The organism is Streptomyces sp. HSS9-12 (genome assembly GCF_054963655.1).
In genome coordinates this window covers 96,355-121,432 of record NZ_JBUEGC010000001.1, presented here as the reverse complement: position 1 = coordinate 121,432, position 25,078 = coordinate 96,355, and the positions used below count along the sequence as shown (strand labels likewise).

The window sequence follows — 25,078 nt, the reverse complement described above, 5'->3', positions numbered from 1 at the left end:
CTCCGGTTGCGACAAGAGGGGCCACGGTGACCGGTGTCACATCACCGATTCGTCGTAATCAACTTGACTGATTCGACAGCAAAGCGATGGTTTAGCGGTTTTTGGGCGTGCGTAGTCTGTCCGCCATGCAGACCACCGGGAACCACGACGCACCGTGTGGCGTCCTCGTCCAGGGTGCAGTGCGGCCCGCCACTGGGAAGGGCTGGCCCGCACTTCGGGGGGACCTGAAGTCAACTGTCGCTTTCAGGCGATAGCGCCTGCCCGAGGAGTAGCTGTTCCATGAGCGAGCACCGTCGCAAACCACCGCATCCACAGGGCGGTGGCCGCGCTGCGGCCCGGCGCGCAGCGCAGCAGCCGCCAGGTCGCCGCGCCGCCCCGCGCGGCGCCGCCGAGTACCCCCCCGGCCCGGTGAGCGAGGAGCGCCCGTACGGAGGCCGCGCGGAGGCGCGGCGTGCGGCGCAGCGAGGCGGTGGTGGCCGGCGGAGAGCCGCGGGTCCCGCGGCGGCGGCCGCCGCGGGCGGCGGCCGACGGGCGGCGCGCGGTGGCTACCCGGACAAGAAGCGGCTGATCGACTATCCGCGCTCCGACCGGTACGGCATGGGGCGCTGGGTGCCGTCGGTGAAGCAGATCGCCGGGGGCGTCATTGGTTTCTTCGGCATGATCGTGCTCGGAGCCGGTGCCGCGTATGCCTTGGTGGACGTGCCGAGCGACCCGAACGCGGCGGCCACGGCCCAGAACAACGTCTACTACTGGGCGGACGGCTCGCGCATGGTCGCGACCGGTGGCGAGGTCAATCGCCAGAATCTGGGCATTGAGAAGATCCCCAGGGCGATGCAGGAGGCGGTTGTCTCCGCGGAGAACAAGACCTTCTGGCACGACTCCGGCATCGACCCCATGGGCATTGCGCGTGCGGTGTTCAACATGGCGACGGGCGGCCAGACCCAGGGTGGCTCCACGATCACTCAGCAGTACGTGAAGAACTACTTCCTCGAGCAGGATCAGACGGTCACCCGTAAGGTCAGGGAGCTCTTCATCTCGATCAAGGTCGGAGCTCAGTTCGACAAGCGCCAGATCATGGAGGGCTACCTCAACACGTCGTACTACGGCCGTGGCGCGTACGGCATCCAGGCAGCGGCGCAGGCCTACTACGGCAAGGACGCCGAAAAGCTGAATCCGAGCGAGTGCGCCTTCCTCGCCTCTCTGCTCAAGGGCTCGACGTACTACGACCCCGCGGGCGCGACCGACATCGACCCCGCCGCAACGCCGGAGGCGAACAAGAAGCGCTCCGCTGAGCGCTGGAAGTGGATCCTCGACCGCGAGGTCATCGACAAGAACATGACCGCGGCCGAGCGGGCCAAGTGGACCACGTACCCCATGCCGATCAAGCCCAAGAAGAGCGCTGAGCTGAGCGGGCAGACCGGCTACCTGGTGGACCTCGCCAAGAGCTACTTCATCAACAACAACAAGCAGGGCATCACCGCTGAACAACTGGCGAAGGGTGGCTATGAGATCCACACCACCTTCGACAAGAAGAAGGTGAATGAGCTCAAGGCTGCCGTCAGCAAGATCGAGAAAGCCAACATCAAGCCGAAGCAGCGCGAACTCGACAAGTACGTGCAGTTCGGCGGGGCTTCGGTGAGCCCCAAGGACGGCTCGATCGTCGCGATCTACGGCGGCTCCGACTGGTCGAAGCACTTCACCAACAACGCCGATGAAACCGGCGCCCAGGTCGGTTCGACCTTCAAGCCGTTTGTGCTGGCCGCCGGGATGCAGTGGGGTGTGCGCAACTCCGACCTGCCGCCAGACCAGGCCGACACCGACCGGAAGAAGGTCTCCCCGAAGAGCCTCTACAGCGGCAAGAACAAGCTGAAGATCAAGAACTACGACGGCTCCGTCTGGCAGAACGAGGAGGGCAAGGAGTGGCTGCAGACCAACGACGGCGGTGAGTCCTACGGCGACATCAGCCTCCGCGAGGCGATGCGCGTGTCGGCCAACTCCCCGTACGTCCAGCTCGGTATGGACATCGGCACGGCCAAGGTGAAGGAGGCGGCGGTCCGCGCCGGCCTCCGGGAGAGCAGTCTGGCCAGGTCCGCCGACACCCCGTCCTTCTCGATCGGTACCTCTTCGCCCAGCGCGATCCGCATGGCCGGCGCGTACGCCACCTTCGCCGCGCGCGGTCAGCAGCACGATCCGTACTCCGTCACAGAGGTCAAGAAGGATGGTGTCTCCGTCTACAAGCATGAGAAGAAGACGACGGAGGCCTTCGACCAAGCCGTCGCCGACAACGTCACCGATGTGCTGAAGAACGTGGTCGAGAAGGGCACCGGTACCTCGGCTCAGCTTCCCGGCCGTCAGGTCGCGGGCAAGACCGGTACCACGGACGGCAACAAGTCGGCGTGGTTCATGGGCTACACCCCGCAGTTGTCGACGTCCATCGGCATGTGGCGCATGAACGACGACGCCAAGGCGAAGGACCGCAAGTTCCTCGACATGTTCGGCACCGGTGGCCAGAAGAAGATCCACGGTGCGTCGTTCCCAGCCCAGATCTGGCACGACTACATGGGCGAGGCGCTCAAGGGAACTCCGCCGGTGCCCTTCCCCGCGCCGGAACCGCTCGGCGAGGTCGTCTACGGCGGCGGCGCGGCCAGCCCCACACCCACCCCGACGCCGTCCGACACTCCGTCGGAGAACCCCTCGGCGAGCCCGTCGGAGATTCCGTCCGAGTCGCCTGATGCGTCTCCGTCGACTGGCCCGACCTGTGGCATCTTCGACCCGAAGTGCAAGGACGCCGGCGGCACCACCAGCGGTACCGACGGAGGCACCACCGACGGCGGTACCACCAGCTCACCGTCGCCGCCCGGCAGTAACGGCGGCGGTGGTAACGGCAGCAACGGCGGACTCTTCGGAGGCCCGACCAGCAGGCAGAGCCCGTGACCTCGTAAGCGTCACCCGCACCTGCACCCAGCGAAGCCCCCGCCCGGTCCTTCCGGGCGGGGGCTTCGCCGTACCGCCTCGTACGGCAGGATGTGGGCCATGACGAGCGTGCGAGACTCCGACACCAGCGGCTCCGTCGCGCAGAGGCCCGTACGGCCCACGCTGCAGGACGAGGTGGCCGCGGCGGGCAGTGAGGTGATCGGCGGGCCCATCGGCCGCCGGGCGCTGCTGGGCGGCAGCTGGTGGACGCCAGTGCGGATCGTCGTGCTCATCGCTCTCGGGATGTTCGCGCTGGGCATGGTCCAGAAGCTGCCGTGCTACAACGGCGCCTGGTTCTACGGGGCGACCAGCCAGTACGCGCACGCGTGCTACTCCGACATCCCGCACCTGTACAGCGCCCGCGGCTTCGCCGCCGACCTCGTGCCGTACTTCGACCGGCTCCCCGGGGACATGGAGTACCTGGAGTATCCGGTGCTCACCGGGCTGTTCATGGAAGTCGCCTCCTGGTTCACCCCGCACGGCGGCAGCCTCCAGGAGCGCGAGCAGATCTACTGGCTGGTCAACGCCGGCATGCTGATGATCTGCACCGCGGTCATCGCCGTCTGCGTCGCCCGCACGAACCGGCGCCGCCCCTGGGACGCGCTGTTCGTCGCGCTGGCGCCCGCCTTCGCGCTTACCGCCACGATCAACTGGGATCTGCTGGCGGTGGCGCTCACCGCGGCCGCGATGCTGATGTGGTCGCGCAGCCGCCCGGTCGCCGCCGGTGTGCTGATCGGCTTGGCGACTGCCGCGAAGCTCTATCCGGTGCTGCTGCTCGGGCCACTGCTGGTGCTGTGCCTGCGCGCCGGGCGGCTGCGTGATTTCGGCGCGGTGGCCGGCGGGGCCATCACGTCCTGGCTTGTGGTGAACATCCCGGTGATGGCGCTCGCGCCGGAGGGGTGGAAGAAGTTCTACGCCTTCAGCCAGGAGCGACCGGTCGACTTCGGTTCCTTCTGGCTGATCATCTCCCAGCGGACCGGCAACGCCATGGACGGCGCGAACACGTGGGCGACGGCGCTCACGCTGCTGCTGTGCGCCGGTATCGGTCTCCTCGCGCTGTACGCGCCGCGTCGCCCGCGCTTCGCGCAGCTGGCCTTCCTGGTCGTCGCCGTCTTCATCCTCGTCAACAAGGTCTACTCGCCGCAGTACGTGCTGTGGCTGATCCCGCTGGCCGCGCTCGCGCGCCCGCGGTGGCGGGACTTCCTCATCTGGCAGGCCGCCGAGGTCATGTACTTCATCGGCATCTGGATGTACCTCGCCTACACCTCCGGCGGCGACAAGCACCAGGGGCTGCCTCCCGAGGGCTACCAGCTGGCGATCCTGCTGCACTTGCTCGGGACGCTGTACCTGTGCGCCGTGGTGATACGGGACGTACTGCTACCGGAGCGGGACGTGGTCCGGCGCGACGGCGCGGACGACCCGTCGGGCGGCGTGCTGGACGGGACGCCTGATGCGTTCGTCCTCGGTCAGCACCAGCATGCGCGGCACGCGGCCCACTTCGAGGGACCGCGCGTGCAGTGGGGCATGGTGCGCGAGTGACAGCGGACCCGCATGCCGTGTTCTGGCCGGGAAATGGGTGATCGAGGTGCAGACATCAGCGGCTTCACCGAGGACGGCCGTCGACTCGTCGTGCAGTGCAAGAACTATGCGCCGCATCGCTCAGTGTGGAGTGGAGGGATGCAGAAGTTCCTTGGCGCGGCAAAGGCGCAGCACGAGGCTGAGGTCGCCCTGTTCGTAGCAACGTGCACGTTCACCCGGGAGGCGCGCGGCATCGCGGCGCAGCACGGGGCCACTGCGGTCCACCGTGCTCTTCTGGAGGCGTGGAGCGCGGGAGCGAAATTTCAGGTTCTTCGGTAGCGACACGCACGTCGTACGAGGACAGGAAAGGGCCCGAAGTCGCAAGGAGAAGTTGCGGCTTCGGGCCCGGCTCGTTGACCGACCTCCTCGACGAGGCCAGATGACGCCGCTCAGCGGTCGACCAGGCGGTCGTACTGCGTTGTCGTGTGCCGCAGGTGGGCCACCAGCTCGTCGCCCACCTTGGGCTCCGGCGCGTCGCTCGGCACGAACAGGATCGAGACCTGCATGTGCGGAGGCTCGGCGAACCAGCGCTGCTTACCGGCCCAGACGAAGGGCGAAAGGTTGCGGTTGACCGTCGCCAGACCGGCGCGGGCCACGCCCTTGGCGCGGGGCATCACACCGTGCAGGGCCTTTGGCGCCTCCAGGCCCACGCCGTGGGACGTACCGCCGGCGACGACCACCAGATAGCCGTCGGAGGCCGCCTTCTGCTGCCGGTAGCCGAAGCGGTCGCCCTTCGCGACCCGGGTGACATCCAGGACCGAGCCGCGGTACTCGGTCGCGTCATGGTCGCCGAGCCACAGCCGGGTGCCGATCCGGGCCCGGAATCGGGTCTGCGGGAACTGCTGCTGCAGGCGGGCGAGCTCATCGGCACTGAGGTGGCTGACGAACATGGTGTGCAGCGGCAGCCGGGCGGCACGCAGGCGGTCCATCCAGGCGATGACCTCCTCGACCGCGTCGGAGCCGTCCGTACGGTCCAGCGGCAGGTGCAGGGCGAAGCCCTCCAGCCGTACGTCCTCGATGGCGGCGTGCAGCAGCGGCAGCTCCCGCTCGCTCACGCCGTGCCGCTTCATGCTGCTCATGACCTCGATCACGACGCGCGCGCCGACCAGGGCGTGCGTGCCCTCGACGGACGAGACGGAGCGGATCACGCGGTCGGGCAGCGGCACCGGTTCCTCACCGCGCCGGAAGGGGGTGAGGACCAGCAGGTCGCCGCCGAAGAAGTCCTTCATCCGGGCGGCTTCGTACGTCGTTCCGACCGCGATGACGTCCGAACCGAACTGGCTGACCTCCTCGGCCAGGCGCTCGTGACCGAAGCCATAGCCGTTGCCCTTGCAGACCGGGACGAGCCCTGGGAACTGCTGGATCACCGACTTGTGATGCGCCCGCCAGCGAGCGGTATCGACGTACAGGGTGAGCGCCATAGCCGGTCCGGAACCTCTCTCGTGTCTGCGGTGTATTGAAGGTATGAAGCAGATTCGGGGGCAGTCTTCGGGGCGGTCGGGGCCGTCAGCGTCGCGACATGTAGATGTCGAGCGCCTTGTGCAGCAGCTTGTTCAGCGGGAAGTCCCACTCACCGAGGTACTCGGCCGCCTGTCCACCGGTGCCGACCTTGAACTGGATCAGGCCGAAGAGGTGGTCGTTCTCGTCGAGCGAGTCGCTGATGCCGCGCAGGTCGTACACGCTCGCGCCGAGAGCGTAGGCGTCGCGCAGCATCCGCCACTGCATCGCGTTCGACGGCCGGACCTCGCGCTTGTGGTTGGCCGAAGCACCATAGGAGTACCAGACGTGGCCGCCGACGATCAGCATGGTGGCGGCGGCGACCGCCTCACCCTCGTGCTTGGCGAAGTACAGCCGCATCCGGTTGGAGTCCTCGGCGTTCAGGGCCTGCCACATGCGCTGGAAGTAGGAGAGCGGCCGGGGCCGGAAGTGGTCCCGCTCGGCGGTGATCTCGTACAGCCGCTGCCACTCGGCGAGGTCGTCGTAGCCGCCCTGGACGACTTCGACGCCCGCCTTCTCCGCCTTCTTGATGTTGCGGCGCCACAGCTGGTTGAAGCCCTTGTGGACGTCTTCGAGGGAGCGGTTCTCCAGCGGCACCTGGAACACGTACCGCGGCTGCACATCGCCGAAGCCGGCCCCGCCGTCCTCGCCCTGCTGCCAGCCCATGCGGCGCAGCCGGTCGGCGACCTCGAAGGCGCGCGGCTCGATATGGGTTGCCTCCACATCGCGCAGCCGCTTCACGTCGGGGTTCTGGATGCCCCCCTTGATCGCGGCGGCGTCCCACCGCCGGATGACGACCGGCGGGCCCATCTTCACGGAGAAGGCGCCCTGCTGCTTGAGGTGCGCCAGCATCGGCTGGAGCCAGCCCTCGAGGTTGGGCGAGAACCAGTTGATCACAGGGCCCTCGGGCAGATAGGCCAGATAGCGCTTGATCTTGGGCAGCTGCCGGTAGAGGACCAGGCCGACGCCGACGAGCTCGTCGTTCTTGTCGAACCAGCCCAGGTTCTCCGAGCGCCATTCCGCCTTGACATCCGCCCACGCCGGGACCTGCATGTGGCTCGCCGAGGGCAGGCTCTGGATGTACGCCAGATGCTGCTCACGGCTGATGGTCCTCAGGGTCAAGCTCATGCGGGGCGCTCCTCGGCAGGTGTGTCCCCAGGGTCGGGGCTCCGGCTCTCGCCGGGAAGCCTACTGCGCCAAGGCTCGTGCCCTCCCGGGGACGGGCCCTTCACCGGAGCGCCCCGCGGTGCGTCGCTAGCCCAGTACGCCGCCGAAGAGCCCGCCGTGTGCCATGCCGAGGAAGAACCCGACGCCGGCTGCGCCAAGCCCGATGACCAGAAGGAAGCGCTCGCCGGTGGTGGCCGAGATCATCTGGCCCCATGCGCCGGAGATGACGCCGAACAGACCGGTCCACGAGCTGATCAGGTGGAGTCCGGGCGAGACGAGCGCTGTGATGAAGGCGACCACGCCGAGCACCATCGTCGCCGCGACAAAGCTGTTCTCGACCGGATGAGTCTTGCCGTCGCTGTTGAGGACAGAGGTGAGGGCGGAGACGGGGCCGCGATGCTGTCGGCCACGGCGCTGTCGGACTGCCTGTGCCATGAGGCACCTCCTGGCGAGAAAGCGGCGCACTGTAGCGCCGCACACACCCGATGTGTACAGATTGGGCCCATCACCGCCCGGATTTCAACCGGAAGGCGTGGTGCGAGTACTGTGGACGGTCTGCATCGGTGGCTGCCCAGGCCGCGAGGGTCCCCGACCCGGAAGCGGCCCGTTTGTCAGTGGCAGCCGATAACGTTGCAGCGCATTCGACCCTCCTGCCACGGAGAGACCGTGGCCGCTGAGTCCAGAGGAGGTGGGTTCCACATGCGTCACTACGAGGTGATGGTCATCCTCGACCCCGATCTCGAGGAGCGTTCTGTCTCCCCGCTGATCGAGAACTTCCTTTCCGTCGTCCGTGAGGGCAACGGCAAGGTCGAGAAGGTCGACACCTGGGGCCGTCGTCGTCTCGCTTACGAGATCAACAAGAAGCCCGAGGGCATCTACTCGGTCATCGACCTGCAGGCCGAGCCTGGGGTCGTCAAGGAGCTCGACCGTCAGATGAACCTGAACGAGTCGGTCCTCCGGACCAAGGTCCTTCGCCCCGACACCCACTGAGCCTGACGGTTCAGCGGTAATCGGGTTCGAGTAGCAAGCAGCCAGCAGCACACCCGCCGAGAGGTTCACCCATGGCAGGCGAGACCGTCATCACGGTCGTCGGCAATCTCGTCGACGACCCCGAGCTGCGCTTCACCCCGTCCGGTGCGGCGGTCGCGAAGTTCCGTGTCGCGTCCACTCCCCGCACCTTCGACCGCCAGACCAACGAGTGGAAGGACGGCGAGAGCCTGTTCCTGACCTGCTCGGTGTGGCGTCAGGCGGCCGAGAACGTCGCCGAGTCCCTCACGCGCGGTACCCGCGTGATCGTGCAGGGCCGCCTGAAGCAGCGGTCGTACGAGGACCGCGAAGGCGTGAAGCGCACGGTCTACGAGCTGGATGTCGACGAGGTCGGCGCCAGCCTGCGCAACGCCACGGCCAAGGTCACCAAGACCACGGGCCGCGGTGGCCAGGGCGGCTACGGCGGCGGTGGCCAGGGTGGCGGTGGCTGGGGCGGTGGCTCCGGCGGCCAGCAGGGCGGGGGCGGCGCTCCCGCCGACGACCCCTGGGCCACCAGCGCACCACCGGCCGGCGGCGCCCAGCAGGGCGGCGGTGGCTGGGGCGGCGGCTCCGGCGGCGGCTACTCGGACGAGCCGCCCTTCTAGGCCGCTTCCGCGGCCTGGTCCGGGCGACCAGCACAAACTTCTTGATCACACTGGAGAGAGACAATGGCGAAGCCGCCTGCTCGCAAGCCTAAGAAGAAGGTTTGCGTGTTCTGCAAGGAGAAGATCTCCTACGTCGACTACAAGGACACGAACCTGCTGCGGAAGTTCATTTCCGACCGCGGCAAGATCCGCGCCCGCCGGGTCACCGGCAACTGCACCCAGCACCAGCGTGACGTCGCCACGGCCGTGAAGAACAGCCGTGAGATGGCGCTGCTGCCCTACACGTCGACCGCTCGCTAAGGAGGGTGACCGAGTCATGAAGATCATCCTCACCCAAGAGGTCTCCGGCCTCGGTGCCGCGGGCGATGTCGTCGAGGTCAAGGACGGCTATGCCCGGAACTACCTGATCCCGCGTGGTTTCGCGATCCGCTGGACCAAGGGTGGCGAGAAGGACGTCGAGCAGATCCGCCGTGCCCGCAAGATCCGCGAGATCGCCTCGATCGAGCAGGCCAACGAGGTCAAGGGCCAGCTCGAGGGTCTGAAGGTCCGCCTGAGCACGCGTGCCGGCGAGGCCGGCCGCCTGTTCGGCTCCGTCACCCCGGCTGACGTCGCCTCGGCGATCAAGTCCGCCGGTGGTCCGGACGTGGACAAGCGCCGTATCGAGCTGGGCGCGCCGATCAAGACCCTGGGCTCGCACCAGGTGTCCGTGCGTCTGCACGCCGATGTCGCCGCCAAGGTCGGCGTCGAGGTTGTCGCTGCCTGATCCGCTGCACTCGGCAGAGCATGACGAAGGGTCGTACCCCGTGGGTGCGGCCCTTCGCGCTGGTGGGCCCGGGAAGCTTCCACACGGCCCACACGGCCCCGCCTGGCTGCGTGGCGCCTCCGCCTGCGCTCGTCGGTGTTGCCGGGAGCGCCCGCGTGGTGGCAGCCCCTTGAAGGTCGTGGGGAGCGCCATCCGTCCTTGGACCAGGCGGCGTGGACGGCGACGGCGCTTGCGTACGGCGGCGCCGCCGGCGCGGCTGTGCTTTTGGGCAGAGTCAGGCCCGGATCGCGCCCGTGACGATCCAGCGGCCGGAGCGGGCCCGCCACCAGAGGGTGAGCAGGCGGAGCGCCATCATCAGGCCCATCGCCCACCACAGCGCGGTGAGCCCGCCGCCCAGAGCGGGGACGGCGAATGCCACCGGCGCGAACACCGCCAGGGTCGCGAGCATCGCCCATGCCAGATACGGGCCATCGCCCGCGCCCATCAGCACGCCGTCCAGGACGAAGACCACGCCGGCGACCGGCTGGGTGACCGCAACCACCAGCAGCGCCGGCAGCAGCAGCTCATGCACGGACGGGTCGCTGCTGAAGAGCGGCAGGATCATGGGCCGGCCGACCACCACCAGCAGGCCCAGCACGACCCCCGCCGCGATCCCCCACTGCGTCATACGCCGACAGGCCGCCTTCGCTTCGGCGACGTTCTCGGCACCGAGATAGCGCCCGATGATGGCCTGTCCGGCGATGGCGATGGCGTCCAGCGCCAAGGCGAGGAGCGTCCAGAGGCTCAGGATGATCTGGTGAGCGGCGACATTGGCGTCGCCGAGCCGGGCCGCCACCGCGGTGGCGATCATCAAGATGGCGCGCAGCGAGAGCGTACGCACCAGGAGCGGCACTCCGGCCTGGGCGCAGGCCCGGATGCCGGCCGCGTCCGGGCGCAGCGAGGCGCCGTGCCGGCGCGCTCCCCGGACGACCACCATCAGATAGACGGTGGCCATGCCGCACTGGGCGATCACCGTGCCCCAGGCCGAGCCGGCGATGCCGAACCCGGCGCCGTAGACGAGCCCTGCGTTGAGGAGCGCGTTGGCGGAGAAGCCGCCGATGGCGACATACAGAGGGGTGCGGGTGTCCTGCAGACCCCGCAGAACGCCGGTGGCGGCGAGCACGACCAGCATCGCCGGTATGCCGAGCGCGCTGATCCGCAGATACGTCACCGCGTACGGAGCCGCCGTGTCGGAGGCGCCGAAGAGACCGACGAGCGCGGGCGCGGTGGGCAGGGCGACGGCGGCGACTGCCGCGCCGAGCAGCAGGGCCAGCCAGACGCCGTCCATGCCCTGGCGGATTGCGGCCTGCGGATCGCCCGCGCCGACGCGGCGGGCCACGGCGGCGGTAGTGGCATAAGCCAGGAAGACGAAGACGTTGACACTCGTCAGCAGCAGCGCGGCCGCGACGCCGAGGCCCGCCAGCTGCGGAGTGCCGAGGTGGCCGACGATGGCGCTGTCGACCATGACGAAGAGGGGCTCCGCGACCAGTGCGCCGAACGCCGGCAGGGCGAGTGCGAGGATCTCGCGGTCGTGGCGGCGCATGCTGCGCTTGGCGGTCACGGGAGCCTGACTCATGCACGCAATCTAATCGTCCACAGGTAAGAGATGCAAGCCCATTGCAGTCCTTACCAACCGCCTGGTGGCACGCTCTCCTCTGTGCCGTTTGTCGCGATCTTGGTTCGGCTGGGGAAGTTTTTCTTCTGCACAGCCGGTGGATGCCGAAACCGCAGGTCGCGACAGTGATCGCGAGGCGATTGTGTGTTTGTCCACAGCGCTTTCCCCCGCCCTGTGCACAGGTTGGGCCAGCTTCTCCACAGGTTGGGGCGCACCGTCCACACGGCCTGTGGATAACCAAATTGGCGGATGCCCCCGCCGGGCCTACCGTTGTCCGGCGCCTGCCCTCCAGTTCCGGTCTCGTCGTGCCTTCCGGGGACAGCTCCCCGGCCTCAGCCGAGGCGCCATAAGCGGAGTCGGGCGCTCTGATGTGTCAGAGCCGTGCCGTAGAACGTTAGTTAGGCACGTCAAGCGGATGCGCCGGGGCCCGATGGGCCCGCGTTGCGGGCGAGAGGAGGGGCCGGGGTGAGCCAGCAGGACATGGACATGGGCGACCCCTGGGCGGCGGACGTGGGTCCGAGCAGCCGCCTGCCCGCCTCCCGTTCCCGGCGCGGCGGCGACGACCGGGTCGGCCGCGGCGAGCAGCACGACCGCGGTCGCGACGACTGGTCTGGCCCGGGCTCCGGCGGTGGCGTCGGCTTCGAGCGCGTACCGCCGCAGGACCTCGACGCCGAGCAGTCCGTGCTCGGCGGCATGCTCCTTTCCAAGGACGCCATCGCCGATGTGGTGGAGGTCCTCAAGGGGAACGACTTCTACCGCCCCGCCCACGAGACGGTCTACCAGGCGATCCTCGATCTGTACGCCAAGGGCGAGCCGGCCGACCCCATCACGGTCGCCGCCGAGCTCACCAAGCGCGGCGAGATCACCCGCGTCGGCGGCGCCGCCTATCTGCACACCCTGGTCCAGTCGGTCCCCACCGCGGCCAACGCCGAGTACTACGCGCAGATCGTCCACGAGCGCGCGGTGCTGCGCCGGCTCGTCGAGGCGGGAACCCGTATCACCCAGATGGGATACGCGGCCGACGGTGACGTCGACGAGATCGTCAACCGGGCCCAGGGGGAGATCTACGCCGTCACCGAGCAGCGGACCAGCGAGGACTACCTCCCTGTCGGCGAGATCATGGAGGGCGCCCTCGACGAGATCGAGGCGATCGGCTCCCGCAGCGGTCAGATGTCCGGCGTGCCCACGGGGTTCACGGACCTGGACTCGCTGACGAACGGTCTGCACCCCGGCCAGATGATCGTCATCGCGGCACGCCCCGCCATGGGCAAGTCGACCTTGGCCCTGGACTTCGCCCGCGCCTGCTCGATCAAGCATCACATGCCGAGCGTGATCTTCTCGCTTGAGATGGGGCGCAATGAGATCGCGATGCGTCTGCTGTCGGCCGAGGCGCGGGTGGCGCTGCACCACATGCGTTCCGGCAGCATGACGGACGACGACTGGACGCGTCTGGCCCGCCGGATGCCGGACGTCTCGAACGCTCCGCTCTACATCGACGACTCGCCGAACCTGTCGATGATGGAGATCCGCGCCAAGTGCCGTCGGCTGAAGCAGCGCAACGACCTCCAGCTGATCGTTATCGACTACCTGCAGCTGATGCAGTCCGGTGGTTCCCGGCGCCCCGAGAGCCGGCAGCAGGAGGTCTCGGAAATGTCCCGTAACCTCAAGCTGCTCGCCAAGGAGCTTGAGGTCCCGGTCATCGCACTTTCGCAGCTGAACCGTGGTCCTGAGCAGCGGACGGACAAGAAGCCGATGGTTTCGGACCTTCGTGAATCCGGCTCGATCGAACAAGACGCAGACATGGTCATTCTCTTGCATCGCGAGGATGCGTATGAGAAGGAGTCGCCCCGAGCCGGCGAGGCGGACCTGATCGTCGCGAAGCACCGTAACGGCCCGACCGCGACGATCACGGTCGCCTTCCAGGGGCACTACTCCCGGTTCGTCGACATGGCTCAGACCTGATCCGTCACCACGCCATGTCCCCGACCTCGCGCAGCGACAGTCAGGGGATCGTCACGCCCGCCGGGGGCAGGGCGTCGGCGAGTTCCTGCTCGCAGGCGTCGTTCGGGGCGGGCGCCGATCAGGGACTTCACCGGTTCGCCGGCGCGGAAGGGCATGAGCGTCGGCATGGACATCACCCCGTACGCCGCCCGCGTCCGCGGGTTGGTGTCCACGTCCAGCTGAACCACCTTGAGGCGGCCGGTCTCCTCGCGGGCCACCTCCGCCGCGCGGGCAGCAGTCCCCGTGACTCGTAGTAGCGCAAGGTCCGGGTCGTACCCGCCCGTTCGGCCAGTTCCCCCGATCCGCATCCGCATGCCCCCTCCGGCTGGTCCGCGCCGACGTCCACGACGGCCGGCCTTGACGCCGACGTCAAGGCCGGCCCGCTGCGCGGCAGTAGTAGAAGTGACCACCATGACCGCGCCGCATGAGCCGTACGACGAGCTGCTGCCGGCCACGCGCCGAGCGCTGCTGCACCGGATCGCCACCGCGCAGGCCCGAGGGCCGCGCGCCGTCGTTGGTGGGCGCGGTGACGCGCGACGGGCAAGCGGTGTGGACGGGCGGCCGCGGAGCAGCGGACGGCGGTGAACCCACCCCGGATCCGTGGCTCCCGGTTCCGCGCGGAAGCGGACGGGACCTGGACCGGGCTGGACGGCTACTACGCGGGCGGGACACTGCTCGTGATGCGCGCCCAGGACGGCTCGGTCAGCCATCTCGACCTGGCGTCCTTTGTCTTCACGCGCGAGCGGTACGACGCGACGGCGCCGGTCCCGGGCGGGGCCGGTCCCGCGGGCTGGGGCCCGGCGCAGGGCCGACCGGCCGCCACCAGCGTCACAGCTGGAGTTTGAAGCCGATGTGCGAGCCGGTGAAGCCGAGCCGTTCGTAGAAGCGGTGGGCGTCGGTGCGGGTGGCGTCGGAGGTGAGCTGCACCAGTTGGCAGCCCTGCCGCCGCGACTCCTCGATCGCCCACTCGATGAGCTGCGTGCCCAGGCCGCTGCCGCGCTCGTCGGCGTGGACCCGTACGCCCTCGATGACCGACCGGGTGGAGCCGCGGCGTGAGAGTCCGGGGATGAGGGTGAGTTGGAGGGTGCCGACCGTACGGCCGTCGCGCACCGCCACCACCAGGTGCTGGTTGGGGTCGTTGACCAGCCGTTCGAAGGCCTGACGGTACGGGGACAGATCGTCGGCGGTTTCGCGTGCGGCGCCGAGCGGGTCGTCGGCGAGCATCGCGACGATGGCGGGTATGTCCTCCGGGGTGGCCGGACGGATCTGAAGATCGCTCATGGGCCCGGAGAGTACGCGCAGCGCGCGAAACCCGGCTGACTACCCGTCGCCCTTCCCCCGGCCCGGTCGATGCGGCGGCCGCCACGAGCGGGGCCGGCTCCGGAGTCCTGGCGGCTTCGTCGAGCGCTTCGCGGAGGGCGGCGTCGTTCAGCCCAGGGCGACCGACAGGGGGACGAAGCGGCGGCGGTGGTCGCCGGGGAGGTTCGGGGAGCCGTGCACCATCAGGGAGTTGACACCCGCCGGAAGCAGCCCGTGGTCGTCCAGCCACTCCTCCAGCTCCGGGTGCCGGGCGTCGGTGTCCAGCCGGATCTCCCCGTCGGTCTGCGCCGCCAGGTCGGTGATCAGCGCCCGGGCGACCGCTGTCTCCTCCGCCACCACGGGGCCGATCACGGTGTTGTGCACATTCGGCCAGGCCCCGGCGTAGCCGACGAGCCGGCCGTCGCGTTCGGCGACCCGCATCTGGTCGGCGAACGCGGGCAGCCGGGTGATCACATGGGTACGGTCCGAGCCGAAGACCTCCGCGTCGAGACGGATGATCGCCCGGAGGTCCGCGGCCGTGGCGGAACGGGTCGAGCCGGCAGCCTCGGGGTCGGGCCGGAAGCAGCCCGTACGCTCCGTCGACACGCTGATCGCCTTGAAGCCCAGCCGCTCGTACAGCGGGCGGCCGCTGGCGGTGGCGACGAGGAAGACGGTCGCGCCGGCCGCCTCCTCCAGCGCGTGCCGCATCATCCGGCGGCCAAGGCCCCGGCGGGCATATCGCTCCGCGACGAGCAGCATGCTCACGCACGCCAGCTCCGGGCCGTAGCGGGTGAGGACGCAACAGCCGATCAGGCCGTCGCCGTCCGGGTCGTCGATGCCGTAGCCGGTGCCGGCTGCCAGCAGCAGCTGCCACTTGTGCGCCTCGGGCGGCCAGCCGCGGTCGGCGCCCAGCTCCAGACAGCGCGGAAGATCAGTGAGGTTGAGTCGGCGGATCGGCGCAGTCGTCGGCGACGTCATGGAGCAAGGCTGGCCGACGAGACCTTCGTCCGTCGACCGGATTCCCCAACAGCAGCGGAACGTACGGTGTCGCGTGCGCGACGTCCGCGCCGGGTGAGCCCCCAGGGCTTGAGGACGGAGATCGCGGTGATGAACACGTACGTGGCCAGGGCGACCGATGGCGCCACGACCAGATCCACCGCGGCCTGCCCCGCCGGCTGCCCCGAGGTAACGGCCGCGGCAGCGTGGCCGATATGGGTGCGCAGCACGAAGACCGATGCGGCGGTGGCGGCCAGGGTCATCCAGAACTTGTTCCAGACCCAGCGATGGCGGGCCAGGCCCCAGGGAGTGCCGAGGGACAGCACCACACCGCTGAGCAGCGCCAGCAGGCTGATGGGGGCGATCAGCCAGTCGCTGAATATCTTCAGCGAGCGGTAGGCGGCCTCGGCGGTCTGAGCGGATCCCGTTGCCAGGCCGGCGATGCCGAGGACCAGCAGTGCGATGGTCAGGCCCAGCCAGCCGACCGAGACACAGACGTGGACGACGAGTATGGCCCGGCGGGCGGGGCGCGTGAGCTGCTTCATGTCTCCACGGTGGCCGCGCCGGGCGGTGTGCGCGTCTGACGGCGGGAGTATCCACGGATACGCGGGGACGAGTACGGGCACGCGCGTAGAGCCAAGCACGCCTCAAGGAGCGGCGGCGCTCCTCTGCTCCCGCCGGGTGGTGGAACTGCACCTGTTCGACTCGGACGGCACGCTGATCCACGGTTCCGCGGCCACGGTTGAGATCTCCCGGCAGCTCGGCCTCACCTCCGAGATCGCCGAGCTGGAGCGGGCGTTCGCGGCGCGGAAGATCGGGCCGCCGCAGTTCGCGGAGCGGGCGCGCGAGCTGTGGTCCGGTCTTACGGAGACGCATGTGGCGGCCGCCTTCGAGGCGGCGCCGTGGCCGGCGGGCATGCGTGAGGTGTGGGCGGACATCCGCGCGGCCGGCGGCCGCTGTGCGGTGGTGTCGCTGTCCCCGGGCTCCTTTGTCGAGCGTCTGCTGGAGTGGGGCGCGGACGCGGCGTACGGCTCGCGCTTCCCAGGCCGGGGGCGGCCGTGGCGGCGATCACGTAGCCGAAGTACCAGGTGAGGAAGGCGATGCTCGCCGGCAGCACGAAACCGCGGTAGCGCCTGCGCACCTCGGCGGTCCCGTTCCGGGAGCCGGTCGACCCGGCGGGCATCTTTTCCGCGGCCGCGAAGGTGACCATCGCGGACCAGCTCGGTGAACAGTTCGGAGTGAGCCGCACCGATTGTGTGGCGTACGGCGACTCCATGTCGGACGCGGAGCTGTTCGCGGCGGTCCCGGTGGCGGTGGCCGTGAATGCCGATCACCACCTCAGCGGCTTGGCGTCGCACACATACACCGGACGCGATCTTCGTGATGCATACGAACTGGTTTGCAACCGGCGGTAATTCACTACTGAGGGGTTGCCAAGGGAATTTCCTCAAATGTGGGCCAGATCACGGAATCCTGGGGCTTTTCGGATCTGCTTGGGAGCGGGTCTTGTGGATTCATCCGAGCCGGGTATGGTCGAGTCCGGTTCGGCCGCGGACGGCTGTTGTCTCGGAGCCGTGAGGGCGTATCAGCCTAACGGGAACGCGGCCTCCGTTACCCGGACTTCCGGCTGTTTGTCCCACAAGGTGGCGGGGAGTGGCATGCTGCATGCGAATGATCTGCGGTCGATGTCACGTCGAGGGGATTATGTCCACTTTGTGTGGCTGCTGGGGTTAGTGTGGCTCGCAAGAATTCTGACCTAGCGCAATGAATTGCACGCACAATCCGCAACGGAAGTACGAAGACCGACCGATAGAACTTCGAGGCGAGGCAGAGGATGGACGCTCCGACCACGGCGTCGGCCGATAACGCCAGCTCCGGCGGGGACCGGGGGGAATGGAGCTGGTTCGCTCCTAGTACGAGCAGGAAGCAATCCGGGGGAGAGTCCGGCGAGGAGGGCCAGGAACGGACCGAGCAGGCGCCCAGTCGGCAGGTGAGCCAAATCCGGCCGGTCGGCACCGGTGCCAGCCGGCCGGCGCCTCCTCAGTCCCCGGCCGCTGCCGGGGAAATGGTCCAGCGACCCCGTACGGCGCCCGTGCCGCCCTCATTCGGCGACACGGAGGAGCACCAGCGCCCCGCAGAACCCGGCACCGGCACGCACCCGCCCGCGAACGCGCCCACGGTGCACGGCGGCCACCCCGGGGGCGCGCCGCAGCCGGGTGGATCGTCGGGCGGCGCCGCGGGCTGGTTCAGCGACTCCAGCCGTCCCGCCACCCCTGGTGCGGACCAGAGCACCGCCCCGGCCGCGGACGGCGGCTCTGCCATGAACTGGTTCGGCGGCTCTCCCGGAGCCGACTCCTCCAGAGCCGACGCGGCCAGAGACAGCCACGCGGGCACCACTCCGGCCGCGGGCCCCACACCCGGCCAGGCCGACCAGTCCCAGGCCCCGCCCTCGCCCCCGAACCGTACGGCCGGTGAGCCCGCCGCTGCCGGTGGTCCGGTCGCGGACGCCGCCCAGGCCAAAAGCGCCTCGCCGGACGCGATACTCATCCGCCGGACCATGGCCGAGATCGAGCCGATCGCCGACAAGGTGACCTCGTACTTCTACGCACTGCTCTTCGTGAATTACCCGGCACTGCGGGACCTCTTCCCCGCGGCCATGGACACCCAGCGCGACCGCCTCTTCAAGGCGCTGCTCACCTCCGCCAAGCACGCCGACGACGCAGACATCCTCAGCGATTACCTCTCCCACCTCGGCCGCGGCCACCGCAAGTACGGCACGCTCCCCGAGCACTACCCGGCCGTCGGCGAATGCCTGATGAGCGCGCTCGCCCGGTACGCGCCCGAGAGCTGGAACGCGGAGACCCAGGCCGCCTGGGTCCGCGCGTACACCAAGATCTCGCAGGTCATGATCGATGCGGCCGCCGAGGACGAGCGCCACGCGCCCGCCTGGTGGCAGGCCGAGGTCGTCGCCCACGAGCTGCGCACGCCCGACATCGCGATCGTCACCGTGCGCCCGGACCAGCCCTACCCCTTCCGCGCCGGGCAGTACACGACCCTCGAGACCCCCTGGTGGCCGCGCGTGTGGCGGCACTACTCCTTCGCCGCCGCGCCCCGCTCCGACGGACTGCTCTCCTTCCACGTCAAGGCGGTCCCGGCCGGCTGGGTCTCCACTGCCCTGGTCCACCGCGCCCGCCCCGGCGACGTCCTGCGCCTGGGTCCGCCCGGCGGTTCGATGACCGTCGACCACTCCACGGACAACGGCCTGCTCTGCCTGGGCGGCGGCACCGGCATCGCGCCGATCAAGGCGCTGGTCGAGGATGTCGCCGAACACGGCCGGTCCCGCCCCGTCGAGGTCTTCTACGGCGCCCGCAATGACCATGACCTGTACGACATCGACACCATGCTGCGGATGCAGCAGAGGCACTCCTGGCTCTCGGTCCGCCCCGTCGTCTCGGACGGGCCGACAAAGGGCCTCCGCGGCGAACTCCCCGACGCCGTACGGCAGTACGGCCCGTGGCACACGTTCGACGCCTATCTGTCCGGCCCGCCCGGAATGATCCGCAGCGGCGTCGACACCTTGGTGGGGATCGGCATACCGTCCCACCGAATACGGCACGACTCCATCGAAGAACTGGTCGCGGCAGGGGACTGAGGTACGTAGACGTGGACGTGAACGTGGACGAGGTCGAGGTCGAGGTCGAACACGAGCGTGCGGCCGGGAGACACCGCCGGCCCGCCATGCCCGGCAGCGACGGTGAGCACATGCTGCAGCAGCGCATGAGCACCACGGACCGCGCCAGCAAGTTCTACGACGAGCAGATGCTGGACCGGCTGAACGCGCGGATGCGGGAGTTCGCCGCCCGCCAGGAGATGTTCTTCCTGGCCACCGCGGACCGGCACGGCGAGTGCGACAACACCTTCCGGGCCGGCCCGCCCGGCTTCCTGCAGGTCTTCGACGACAAGACGCTGGCCTACCCCGAGTACCGCGGCAATGGCGTGCTCGCCAGCCTCGGCAACATCGAGGAGAACCCGCACGTCGGCATCCTGATGATCGACTTCATCCGGGACCGGATCGGGCTCCACGTCAACGGCAAGGCCCGGATCGTCACCGACGAGGACATGCGCCGCGCGCATCCGGACCTGCCGGTCGACCCCGTGCCCGGGCGCCGTGCCCAGCTGTGGGTCGAGGTCACGGTCGAGGAGGCGTACATCCACTGCGCCAAGCACATCCCGCACCTGGCGAAGGTCCCGCAGCAGCGGCGGAACGGCCGCGCCTGGGGGACGGACGACTACAAGCGCAAGGGCGGCGACTTCTTCGGCGCGGCGGCCGAGGCCGCTGACCGGACCCGCTACGAGCGCCCGGCGCGCGAACACGCTCCGTCGGGGGCGAAGGAGGGGCCCGCCACCTGGCAGCGCGAGGCGGAGCGGGCGCTTGCGGTCGCCGCGCAGCGGTCGAGCGACGACGCCGACGAGGACTTCCGCGGCTGGTTCTGCTGACCCGCGTCCCCGCCGGTCGCGCTCGGCTGCCGCGCGAGGCGTCCGCGGCCGAGCGCGTCAGCCGAGGTCAGGCGCGTGCAGGGCGCGGACGCCTTCGATGTTGCCGTCCAGGTAGTGCCGCAGCGACAGCGGAACGACCTCCACCGAAGCGATCCCTATGCGGGTGAAGGGGATGCGCACGATCTCATACTCCCCGCTTGGCTCATCCACCTCGGGGCCGTGTCGCCGTGAGGTGTCCATCGACTCCAGCCGGCAGACGAAGAAGTGCTGCACCTTCACCCCGGTCACCCCTGCGTCGGTGATGTGCTCGACGGTGTCGACGAAGACCGGAACCACGTCGCTGATCTTCGCCCCCAGTTCCTCGTCCACCTCGCGGTGCAGGGCGTCGACGACGGTCGCGTCCTCCGGCTCGACTCCGCCGCCCGGGGTGATCCAGTACGGCGGTTGGCCCGGCTTGGTCCGCTTGATCAGGATCATGTCATCGCCGTCGAGGAGGATGGCGCGGGCGGTGCGTTTGACCACAGGTCGCACGGTCATGGAGAAGATGTGGCCCAGGCCGCGCCGTTCGAAACCGGGCCGGAGGAACTCCTTCCACCACAGGGGGGCCGCCGTCACCAGTTCGCGGCGGCGCGCAGCAGCGACTCGTGCGCCCGCGCGATGTGTGGCAGCGCCAGTGTCCCGGCGCGTACGGCCAGGAAGTACGTCCGCAGCGGCGGCACCTGCGGTTCAAGGACGGCGACGACCTCCCCGCTGCCGAGCGCCGCCTCGCACAGATAGCGGGGGAGCACGGCCAGCCCCGCACCGGCCGCGGTGCAGGCCAGTACCGCCCGCAGGTCGGGGGCGATGACCGCGCCGGACACGGCCGGTTTGGTGTCGAACACCGCCGCCCAGTAACGGGAGATGAGCGGCAGGCTCTCGTGCACCTCCACGACCGGCACGTCCTCCAGCGCCCGTAAGGCCCGGACCTGGTTCCCCGCGCGGCTCCCCCCGACGGCGGTGAACCGGGCCGCCCAGCGCGGGGCCGCGACCAGGACGTGCTCCTCGTCGCACAACGGTGTGGCGGTGAGCAGCTCGCCGCGCGGTCGGGCCGTGGTGATGACGAGGTCGTGGTGTCCGGCGGCCAGCCCCTCCAGGGTCTCCTCCGAGCTGCCGAAGGACGCCCGTACGGCCAGACCCTGGGCCACCAGCGGGGTCAGCGCCGGCAGGGCGCGTAAGGCGGTGAACTCGGGCGGGCCGGCCAGGTGCAGGGTACGGTCGGCGGACTTTCCGTCGAGGTCGGCCTCGGTGATTTCCACCAGCGCGTCCAGATGCGGGGCGATCTTGTGCGCGAGCTCGTCACCGATGGTGGTGGGGGTCACACCGCGCGCCCGGCGCAGAAAGAGGGGGCGGCCCAGTTGCCGCTCCAGGGTGCGGATCTGGCTGGTGACGGCGGGCTGGGACAGTCCGAGCACGGCGGCGGCCCGGGTGAAGGACCCGGCGCGGTGCACGGCGATGAACGTGCGGAGCAGGGCAAGGTCCATGCCGCCCTCTCCTCCGCTCGACGTCCCCTCGACGTTCGCTCGACTCCGTCCGACTCTGCCCGGTACCTCATGACTACGCGCTAACTATAAATATGTCGATAGGTCGGTGTCGCTACTGTGATTGGACACTGACGTAGGCTCAACTAGCCTTGATGCGGCGGTTCTTCGCGCGAAGAACCGGAATGGGCGGCTCGAGCCACGAGGGGGGAGGCTCGAGCCGTCCGTGCTGTCTCCTGAGATGCGTGAGCCCCGGCCGGGTCCCGCGCCGGGGCTGATGAGCAGCGCTGCCCAGGAAGGGCTACTTCTTCACATCCGTCAGGCAGAGCACAAACTGGGTGGTCGTCCGATGCCGCCGCCTGCCGCCCTCGTGGTACTCCGCGTAGGGGATGGTGCCCTGGGAGCAGAGCTTGGTGTCCGTGGTGTTGGAATGCACTTCGGCCACGGTGTACTTGGCCTCAGCGCTGTCGCAGTCCACGACCTCCAGATCCGGAGTGGCCCGGCTGCCGTGGTTGGCCATGCAGTCGCCGACCTTCGCGGTGTCGGCGTCGTCCATGCTGGCGATCCAGAATCCGATGAAGGACAGCACGGCGATGGCGGCGCCGACTCCCTTGAGGATCGTCTTGACGGACGGGCCGCTGCGGGGAGCCTTCGGCGGGGGGACCGGCGCTGCTTGGCCGGCGTACGGCGGCTGCTGGCCCGCGGGGTTGCCGACGGGACCGGCGGGCGGGGGATGGCCACCAGGCTGCTGGCAGCCGCCGGGCTGGGCGTAACCCTCCGGCTGCCCCGACTGCGGATGGCCGCCGGGCTGCTGGGGCGGGTAGGGCTGGCCGTAGGGGTACTGCCCCCCGGGCGGCGGCGGAGCGGTCATGATTCCCCCTGAACTGACGCGGAATGCTTGGGTATTGACGCCGTACGCTATCCGTACAACCGTACGTCGTGGTTGCCGGGACCATTGCCTGGCGCAGCGCGGTTATGCTTCCGCCGCCCGGTCCAGCGCCCGCAGCACATCCGCGACCAGGTCTTCCGCGTCCTCCACACCCACCGAGAAGCGGATGAAGCCCTCCGGTACGGCGTCCCCGCCCCACCGCCCGCGCCGCTCGGCCGTGGACCGTACGCCGCCGAAGCTGGTCGCATCGTCCACCAGCCGCAACTCGGCCAGAAAGCGCTCCGCGTACTCCCGGTCGGGCAGGGTGAACGACACCACGCACCCGAACCGGTTGCCCCGCATCTGGGCCGCGGCGACGGCGTGTGCGGGGTCATCGGGCAGCCCGGGGTGGCGCAGGCCGGTCACCTCGGGCCGTTCCCGGAGCGCCTTCGCCAGCGCGAGCGCGTTCGCCGCCTGCCGGTCGACGCGCAGCTGGAGCGTCGCGAGCGAGCGGTGGGCGAGCCAGGCCTCCATCGGGCCGAGGATGGCGCCCGCGGTCTTGCGCCAGCGCCGTACCCCGGCCGCCAGCTCCGGGTCGCGGCAGGTGACATAGCCCAGCAGCACATCGCCGTGGCCGGTCAGCGCTTTGGTGCCGCTGGCGACCGAGAAGTCGGCGCCGAGGTCGAGGGGCCGCTGGCCGAGCGGGGTGGCAAGGGTGTTGTCGACGGCGACAAGCGCGCCTACCGCATGCGCCGCGTCGGCCAGCCGCCGGATGTCGCACACGTCCAGCCCGGGGTTGGACGGCGACTCGATCCACAGCAGTGACGCGCCGTCCAGCTGCGCGAGCTGGGCGTCCCCGGCCGTCGGCGCGGTGCGCACCTCGACGCCGTACGCCTCCAGCCGCTCGCGGATCAGCGGCAGCGCCTGGTAGCCGTCGTCGGGCAGCACGACGACATCGCCGGAGCGCGCCCGCGACAGCAACACAGCGCTGCCGGCGCCCATGCCGGAGGGGAAGACGACCGTCTCGGCCGCGGCGCCGGGCGACTCCAGCTCGCCGATGGCCTGCTCGAGCCGGGTCCACGTGGGGTTCTCGTCGCGCCCGTAGGTGTACGGGCCGACGGGCTCGCCGGGCAGGTGGTAGTACGCGGCGAACACCGGGCCGGGCAGGGTGGGCTCGTACGCGACCGGCTCGGGCAGCCCCGCGCGGACGGACCGGGTTCCGTCACCGGTCATGCCGCCTCCTGGCCCGCTTCGGCCCGTCCCTGGACGGCGAGCTCCTGGCGTACGGCGGCGAGCAGGGCGTCCGCTGCCGGCTCGATGAGGGTGAGACAGTGCTCGAAGTGGGCCATATCACCGTAGTAGGGGTCGGGGACGTCCAGCCCGTCGTCGGTCTCGGGGCTGCCGGGCAGGTAGGAGAGCAGCAGCCGCACCTTGGCGGCGTGCTCGGGCGTGGGCGCCAGGCGGCGCAGGGTGCGCAGATGCCCGCCGTCGAGGGCGATGATCAGGTCGCGCTCGGCGAACCACCGGGCCTGGAACTGCCGGGCGGTGTGCCGCTCCCGGTAGCCGTTCGCGGTCAGGACCGCGACGGTGCGGTGGTCGGCGGCGGAGCCGTCCCACCAGTCACCGGTGCCCGCGCTGTCCGCCTCGATCAGGCCGTCCAGTCCGGCCTCCTCCACGCGGGCACGGAAGACGGACTCCGCCATGGGCGAGCGGCAGATGTTGCCGCTGCAGACGAAGCACACACGGTACGGCGGACGGGATGCCTGGCTCATGCGCCCATCATCCGCTACGGCAGATCAGTCCTTGACGTCGGGCAGGATGACGTTCATCGCCCAGGACACGAGGGAGATGATCAGGCCGCCGAGCACCGCTGTCCAGAAGCCCTCCACATGGAAGGAGAGGTTCACCGCGTCCGCGATCCAGGAGGTGAGCAGCAGCATCAGGGCGTTGATCACCAGGGTGATCAGGCCGAGGGTCAGGATGAACAGGGGTATCGACAGCAGCTTGACCACCGGCTTGACGAAGAAGTTCACCAGGCCGAAGAGCAGAGCCACCAGAATGAGCGTGATCGCCTTCTGAGCTGTGCTGCTGCCGGTCAGGGTGATCTTCGGGAGCAGCCAGATGGCCACCAGAAGGGCGGCCGCGTTGGCGATCGTCTTGACAGCGAACGTCTTCATGGTCTGATCCTGACAGACACGATCGCCGGGGCAAGGGGTGGAGAAGGAATGAAGGTTTTCCGGCTGGACGAGCTGGAGGCCGAACGGGCCGCGAACCAGGGTGCGTACCTGCAGTTTCTGCGGGAGCGGAACATGTCGGTCGGGCTCTACGCCCTCGACGCCGGCCAGAGCGATCCGCAGCAGCCGCACCGGCAGGACGAGGTCTACTTCGTCGTCAGCGGCCGCGCCTCGGTCACGGTCGGGACGGAGACCACACATGTGGGCCGCGGCAGCGTGGTCTATGTGCCGGCCGGGGTGCCGCACAAGTTCCACCACATCAGCGAGGACCTGAGGGTTCTGGTGGTCTTCTCGCCGCCCGAGAGCTGACCCCCCGGGACCCATGCCCGGGCCGCGGTCCCGTAAGGGGACGGTCAGGGGAGGACAAGGGCTGCGGGGCCTTAAGAGGCCACCCGGCCCGGCC

25 protein-coding genes and 4 pseudogenes are annotated in these 25,078 nt (G+C 69.5%); 14 read left to right on the top strand and 15 right to left on the bottom strand.

Annotated elements, in window-relative coordinates; translation table 11 throughout:
• Positions 1-279: 279 nt before the first annotated feature.
• The 3 genes from ACY34J_RS00650 to ACY34J_RS00640 all read left to right on the top strand — a co-directional run bounded on the left by ACY34J_RS00650 (position 280) and on the right by ACY34J_RS00640 (position 4,830).
• Positions 280-2,934 (top strand): transglycosylase domain-containing protein, encoded by a 2,655-nt coding sequence (locus ACY34J_RS00650; RefSeq protein WP_462724274.1) that lies wholly within the window; start codon positions 280-282, stop codon positions 2,932-2,934.
• 99 nt (positions 2,935-3,033) lie between these two features.
• Positions 3,034-4,512, top strand: coding sequence for a glycosyltransferase family 87 protein (locus ACY34J_RS00645; RefSeq protein ID WP_462724273.1), 1,479 nt, complete (start codon positions 3,034-3,036; stop codon positions 4,510-4,512).
• Between the two features lie 12 nt (positions 4,513-4,524).
• The gene (locus ACY34J_RS00640; RefSeq protein WP_462724272.1) at positions 4,525-4,830 is read left to right on the top strand and encodes a restriction endonuclease; all 306 of its coding nucleotides are present in this window, start codon (positions 4,525-4,527) and stop codon (positions 4,828-4,830) included.
• Between the two features lie 110 nt (positions 4,831-4,940).
• Here the strand turns inward: ACY34J_RS00640 and ACY34J_RS00635 are convergent, their stop codons facing one another.
• The 3 genes from ACY34J_RS00635 to ACY34J_RS00625 all read right to left on the bottom strand — a co-directional run bounded on the left by ACY34J_RS00635 (position 4,941) and on the right by ACY34J_RS00625 (position 7,650).
• The gene (locus ACY34J_RS00635; protein ID WP_462724271.1) at positions 4,941-5,972 is read right to left on the bottom strand and encodes an alanine racemase; all 1,032 of its coding nucleotides are present in this window, start codon (positions 5,970-5,972) and stop codon (positions 4,941-4,943) included.
• Between the two features lie 85 nt (positions 5,973-6,057).
• Positions 6,058-7,176 carry a lipid II:glycine glycyltransferase FemX gene (locus ACY34J_RS00630; protein ID WP_462724270.1) on the bottom strand — a complete coding sequence of 373 codons (1,119 nt, stop codon included), beginning with the start codon at positions 7,174-7,176 and terminating at the stop codon, positions 6,058-6,060.
• Between the two features lie 126 nt (positions 7,177-7,302).
• Positions 7,303-7,650: a hypothetical protein gene (locus ACY34J_RS00625; RefSeq protein WP_462724269.1), complete on the bottom strand. Its 348-nt coding sequence runs from the start codon at positions 7,648-7,650 to the stop codon at positions 7,303-7,305.
• A gap of 264 nt (positions 7,651-7,914) precedes the next feature.
• Between ACY34J_RS00625 and rpsF the strand changes: the two genes are divergently transcribed.
• From rpsF to rplI, 4 genes are all read left to right on the top strand, one after another.
• Positions 7,915-8,205, top strand: coding sequence for a 30S ribosomal protein S6 (gene rpsF / locus ACY34J_RS00620; RefSeq protein ID WP_462724268.1), 291 nt, complete (start codon positions 7,915-7,917; stop codon positions 8,203-8,205).
• Positions 8,206-8,276: 71 nt separating this feature from the next.
• A complete protein-coding gene (locus ACY34J_RS00615) occupies positions 8,277-8,846 on the top strand; it encodes a single-stranded DNA-binding protein (protein ID WP_462724267.1) in 570 nt (189 codons plus the stop codon).
• Positions 8,847-8,909: 63 nt separating this feature from the next.
• Positions 8,910-9,146, top strand: coding sequence for a 30S ribosomal protein S18 (rpsR, locus tag ACY34J_RS00610; protein WP_003978893.1), 237 nt, complete (start codon positions 8,910-8,912; stop codon positions 9,144-9,146).
• Positions 9,147-9,162: 16 nt separating this feature from the next.
• On the top strand, positions 9,163-9,609 hold the full coding sequence (gene rplI / locus ACY34J_RS00605; RefSeq protein ID WP_462724266.1) for a 50S ribosomal protein L9: 447 nt from the start codon (positions 9,163-9,165) through the stop codon (positions 9,607-9,609).
• A gap of 274 nt (positions 9,610-9,883) precedes the next feature.
• On the opposite strand, the gene ACY34J_RS00600 is transcribed toward rplI, so the two are convergent.
• Positions 9,884-11,224, bottom strand: coding sequence for an MATE family efflux transporter (locus ACY34J_RS00600; RefSeq protein ID WP_462724265.1), 1,341 nt, complete (start codon positions 11,222-11,224; stop codon positions 9,884-9,886).
• Positions 11,225-11,749: 525 nt separating this feature from the next.
• Between ACY34J_RS00600 and dnaB the strand changes: the two genes are divergently transcribed.
• Positions 11,750-13,225 carry a replicative DNA helicase gene (gene dnaB, locus ACY34J_RS00595; RefSeq protein WP_462724368.1) on the top strand — a complete coding sequence of 492 codons (1,476 nt, stop codon included), beginning with the start codon at positions 11,750-11,752 and terminating at the stop codon, positions 13,223-13,225.
• 40 nt (positions 13,226-13,265) lie between these two features.
• Here the strand turns inward: dnaB and ACY34J_RS00590 are convergent.
• Both ACY34J_RS00590 and ACY34J_RS00585 read right to left on the bottom strand, forming a co-directional pair.
• Positions 13,266-13,488, bottom strand: a pseudogene (locus ACY34J_RS00590) (thioredoxin family protein); the annotation flags it as partial.
• Positions 13,485-13,610, bottom strand: a pseudogene (locus tag ACY34J_RS00585) (MerR family transcriptional regulator); the annotation flags it as partial. The pseudogenes ACY34J_RS00585 and ACY34J_RS00590, both read right to left, overlap by 4 nt.
• Before the next feature lie 65 nt (positions 13,611-13,675).
• Between ACY34J_RS00585 and ACY34J_RS00580 the strand changes: the two are divergent.
• Both ACY34J_RS00580 and ACY34J_RS00575 read left to right on the top strand, forming a co-directional pair.
• Complete coding sequence (locus ACY34J_RS00580; protein WP_462724264.1) at positions 13,676-13,849, top strand: hypothetical protein; 174 nt, start codon at positions 13,676-13,678, stop codon at positions 13,847-13,849.
• Positions 13,850-13,863: 14 nt separating this feature from the next.
• Positions 13,864-14,109, top strand: a pseudogene (locus ACY34J_RS00575) (DUF7586 domain-containing protein); the annotation flags it as partial.
• On the opposite strand, the gene ACY34J_RS00570 reads toward ACY34J_RS00575, so the two are convergent.
• From ACY34J_RS00570 to ACY34J_RS00560, 3 genes are all read right to left on the bottom strand, one after another.
• Positions 14,093-14,545, bottom strand: a complete 453-nt coding sequence (locus tag ACY34J_RS00570) for an N-acetyltransferase family protein (protein ID WP_462724263.1) — start codon at positions 14,543-14,545, stop codon at positions 14,093-14,095. The pseudogene ACY34J_RS00575 and the gene ACY34J_RS00570 overlap by 17 nt on opposite strands.
• Before the next feature lie 147 nt (positions 14,546-14,692).
• Positions 14,693-15,541 (bottom strand): GNAT family N-acetyltransferase, encoded by an 849-nt coding sequence (locus ACY34J_RS00565; RefSeq protein ID WP_462724262.1) that lies wholly within the window; start codon positions 15,539-15,541, stop codon positions 14,693-14,695.
• A complete protein-coding gene (locus ACY34J_RS00560) occupies positions 15,538-16,104 on the bottom strand; it encodes a DUF2269 domain-containing protein (protein ID WP_462724261.1) in 567 nt (188 codons plus the stop codon). The genes ACY34J_RS00565 and ACY34J_RS00560 overlap by 4 nt, the downstream gene beginning before the upstream one ends.
• A gap of 136 nt (positions 16,105-16,240) precedes the next feature.
• On the opposite strand from ACY34J_RS00560, the pseudogene ACY34J_RS00555 reads away from it, so the two are divergent.
• From ACY34J_RS00555 to ACY34J_RS00545, 3 genes and pseudogenes are all read left to right on the top strand, one after another.
• Positions 16,241-16,974, top strand: a pseudogene (locus ACY34J_RS00555) (HAD family hydrolase).
• 650 nt (positions 16,975-17,624) lie between these two features.
• A complete protein-coding gene (locus ACY34J_RS00550; protein WP_462761929.1) occupies positions 17,625-19,211 on the top strand; it encodes a globin domain-containing protein in 1,587 nt (528 codons plus the stop codon).
• Between the two features lie 86 nt (positions 19,212-19,297).
• Complete coding sequence (locus ACY34J_RS00545) at positions 19,298-20,056, top strand: pyridoxamine 5'-phosphate oxidase family protein (protein WP_462724367.1); 759 nt, start codon at positions 19,298-19,300, stop codon at positions 20,054-20,056.
• 57 nt (positions 20,057-20,113) lie between these two features.
• On the opposite strand, the gene ACY34J_RS00540 is transcribed toward ACY34J_RS00545, so the two are convergent.
• From ACY34J_RS00540 to ACY34J_RS00515, 6 genes are all read right to left on the bottom strand, one after another.
• On the bottom strand, positions 20,114-20,593 hold the full coding sequence (locus tag ACY34J_RS00540; RefSeq protein WP_462724259.1) for an NUDIX domain-containing protein: 480 nt from the start codon (positions 20,591-20,593) through the stop codon (positions 20,114-20,116).
• Between the two features lie 74 nt (positions 20,594-20,667).
• Positions 20,668-21,576: a LysR family transcriptional regulator gene (locus ACY34J_RS00535; RefSeq protein ID WP_462724258.1), complete on the bottom strand. Its 909-nt coding sequence runs from the start codon at positions 21,574-21,576 to the stop codon at positions 20,668-20,670.
• 298 nt (positions 21,577-21,874) lie between these two features.
• The gene (locus tag ACY34J_RS00530) at positions 21,875-22,444 is read right to left on the bottom strand and encodes an LppU/SCO3897 family protein (protein WP_462724257.1); all 570 of its coding nucleotides are present in this window, start codon (positions 22,442-22,444) and stop codon (positions 21,875-21,877) included.
• A 102-nt stretch (positions 22,445-22,546) separates the two neighbouring features.
• Entirely contained in the window at positions 22,547-23,674 is a 1,128-nt protein-coding gene (locus tag ACY34J_RS00525) for a cystathionine gamma-lyase (RefSeq protein WP_462724256.1), read from the bottom strand.
• Positions 23,671-24,213: a low molecular weight protein-tyrosine-phosphatase gene (locus ACY34J_RS00520; RefSeq protein ID WP_462724255.1), complete on the bottom strand. Its 543-nt coding sequence runs from the start codon at positions 24,211-24,213 to the stop codon at positions 23,671-23,673. Before ACY34J_RS00520 ends, ACY34J_RS00525 begins: the two co-directional genes overlap by 4 nt.
• 24 nt (positions 24,214-24,237) lie before the next feature.
• Positions 24,238-24,618 carry a phage holin family protein gene (locus ACY34J_RS00515; protein WP_462724254.1) on the bottom strand — a complete coding sequence of 127 codons (381 nt, stop codon included), beginning with the start codon at positions 24,616-24,618 and terminating at the stop codon, positions 24,238-24,240.
• A gap of 48 nt (positions 24,619-24,666) precedes the next feature.
• Between ACY34J_RS00515 and ACY34J_RS00510 the strand changes: the two genes are divergently transcribed.
• Complete coding sequence (locus ACY34J_RS00510) at positions 24,667-24,984, top strand: cupin domain-containing protein (protein WP_462724253.1); 318 nt, start codon at positions 24,667-24,669, stop codon at positions 24,982-24,984.
• The last annotated feature ends 94 nt before the right edge of the window (positions 24,985-25,078 follow it).

Bases quoted from the DNA above. Each gene is read 5' to 3' on its own strand.
- ACY34J_RS00650 (WP_462724274.1), top strand. From the start codon at position 280: ATGAGCGAGCACCGTCGCAAACCACCGCATCCACAGGGCGGTGGCCGC.
- ACY34J_RS00645 (WP_462724273.1), top strand. From the start codon at position 3,034: ATGACGAGCGTGCGAGACTCCGACACCAGCGGCTCCGTCGCGCAGAGG.
- ACY34J_RS00640 (WP_462724272.1), top strand. From the start codon at position 4,525: ATGCCGTGTTCTGGCCGGGAAATGGGTGATCGAGGTGCAGACATCAGC.
- ACY34J_RS00635 (WP_462724271.1), bottom strand. From the start codon at position 5,972: ATGGCGCTCACCCTGTACGTCGATACCGCTCGCTGGCGGGCGCATCAC.
- ACY34J_RS00630 (WP_462724270.1), bottom strand. From the start codon at position 7,176: ATGAGCTTGACCCTGAGGACCATCAGCCGTGAGCAGCATCTGGCGTAC.
- ACY34J_RS00625 (WP_462724269.1), bottom strand. From the start codon at position 7,650: ATGGCACAGGCAGTCCGACAGCGCCGTGGCCGACAGCATCGCGGCCCC.
- rpsF (WP_462724268.1), top strand. From the start codon at position 7,915: ATGCGTCACTACGAGGTGATGGTCATCCTCGACCCCGATCTCGAGGAG.
- ACY34J_RS00615 (WP_462724267.1), top strand. From the start codon at position 8,277: ATGGCAGGCGAGACCGTCATCACGGTCGTCGGCAATCTCGTCGACGAC.
- rpsR (WP_003978893.1), top strand. From the start codon at position 8,910: ATGGCGAAGCCGCCTGCTCGCAAGCCTAAGAAGAAGGTTTGCGTGTTC.
- rplI (WP_462724266.1), top strand. From the start codon at position 9,163: ATGAAGATCATCCTCACCCAAGAGGTCTCCGGCCTCGGTGCCGCGGGC.
- ACY34J_RS00600 (WP_462724265.1), bottom strand. From the start codon at position 11,224: ATGAGTCAGGCTCCCGTGACCGCCAAGCGCAGCATGCGCCGCCACGAC.
- dnaB (WP_462724368.1), top strand. From the start codon at position 11,750: ATGGGCGACCCCTGGGCGGCGGACGTGGGTCCGAGCAGCCGCCTGCCC.
- ACY34J_RS00580 (WP_462724264.1), top strand. From the start codon at position 13,676: ATGACCGCGCCGCATGAGCCGTACGACGAGCTGCTGCCGGCCACGCGC.
- ACY34J_RS00570 (WP_462724263.1), bottom strand. From the start codon at position 14,545: ATGAGCGATCTTCAGATCCGTCCGGCCACCCCGGAGGACATACCCGCC.
- ACY34J_RS00565 (WP_462724262.1), bottom strand. From the start codon at position 15,541: ATGACGTCGCCGACGACTGCGCCGATCCGCCGACTCAACCTCACTGAT.
- ACY34J_RS00560 (WP_462724261.1), bottom strand. From the start codon at position 16,104: ATGAAGCAGCTCACGCGCCCCGCCCGCCGGGCCATACTCGTCGTCCAC.
- ACY34J_RS00550 (WP_462761929.1), top strand. From the start codon at position 17,625: ATGGTCCAGCGACCCCGTACGGCGCCCGTGCCGCCCTCATTCGGCGAC.
- ACY34J_RS00545 (WP_462724367.1), top strand. From the start codon at position 19,298: ATGCCCGGCAGCGACGGTGAGCACATGCTGCAGCAGCGCATGAGCACC.
- ACY34J_RS00540 (WP_462724259.1), bottom strand. From the start codon at position 20,593: ATGACCGTGCGACCTGTGGTCAAACGCACCGCCCGCGCCATCCTCCTC.
- ACY34J_RS00535 (WP_462724258.1), bottom strand. From the start codon at position 21,576: ATGGACCTTGCCCTGCTCCGCACGTTCATCGCCGTGCACCGCGCCGGG.
- ACY34J_RS00530 (WP_462724257.1), bottom strand. From the start codon at position 22,444: ATGACCGCTCCGCCGCCGCCCGGGGGGCAGTACCCCTACGGCCAGCCC.
- ACY34J_RS00525 (WP_462724256.1), bottom strand. From the start codon at position 23,674: ATGACCGGTGACGGAACCCGGTCCGTCCGCGCGGGGCTGCCCGAGCCG.
- ACY34J_RS00520 (WP_462724255.1), bottom strand. From the start codon at position 24,213: ATGAGCCAGGCATCCCGTCCGCCGTACCGTGTGTGCTTCGTCTGCAGC.
- ACY34J_RS00515 (WP_462724254.1), bottom strand. From the start codon at position 24,618: ATGAAGACGTTCGCTGTCAAGACGATCGCCAACGCGGCCGCCCTTCTG.
- ACY34J_RS00510 (WP_462724253.1), top strand. From the start codon at position 24,667: ATGAAGGTTTTCCGGCTGGACGAGCTGGAGGCCGAACGGGCCGCGAAC.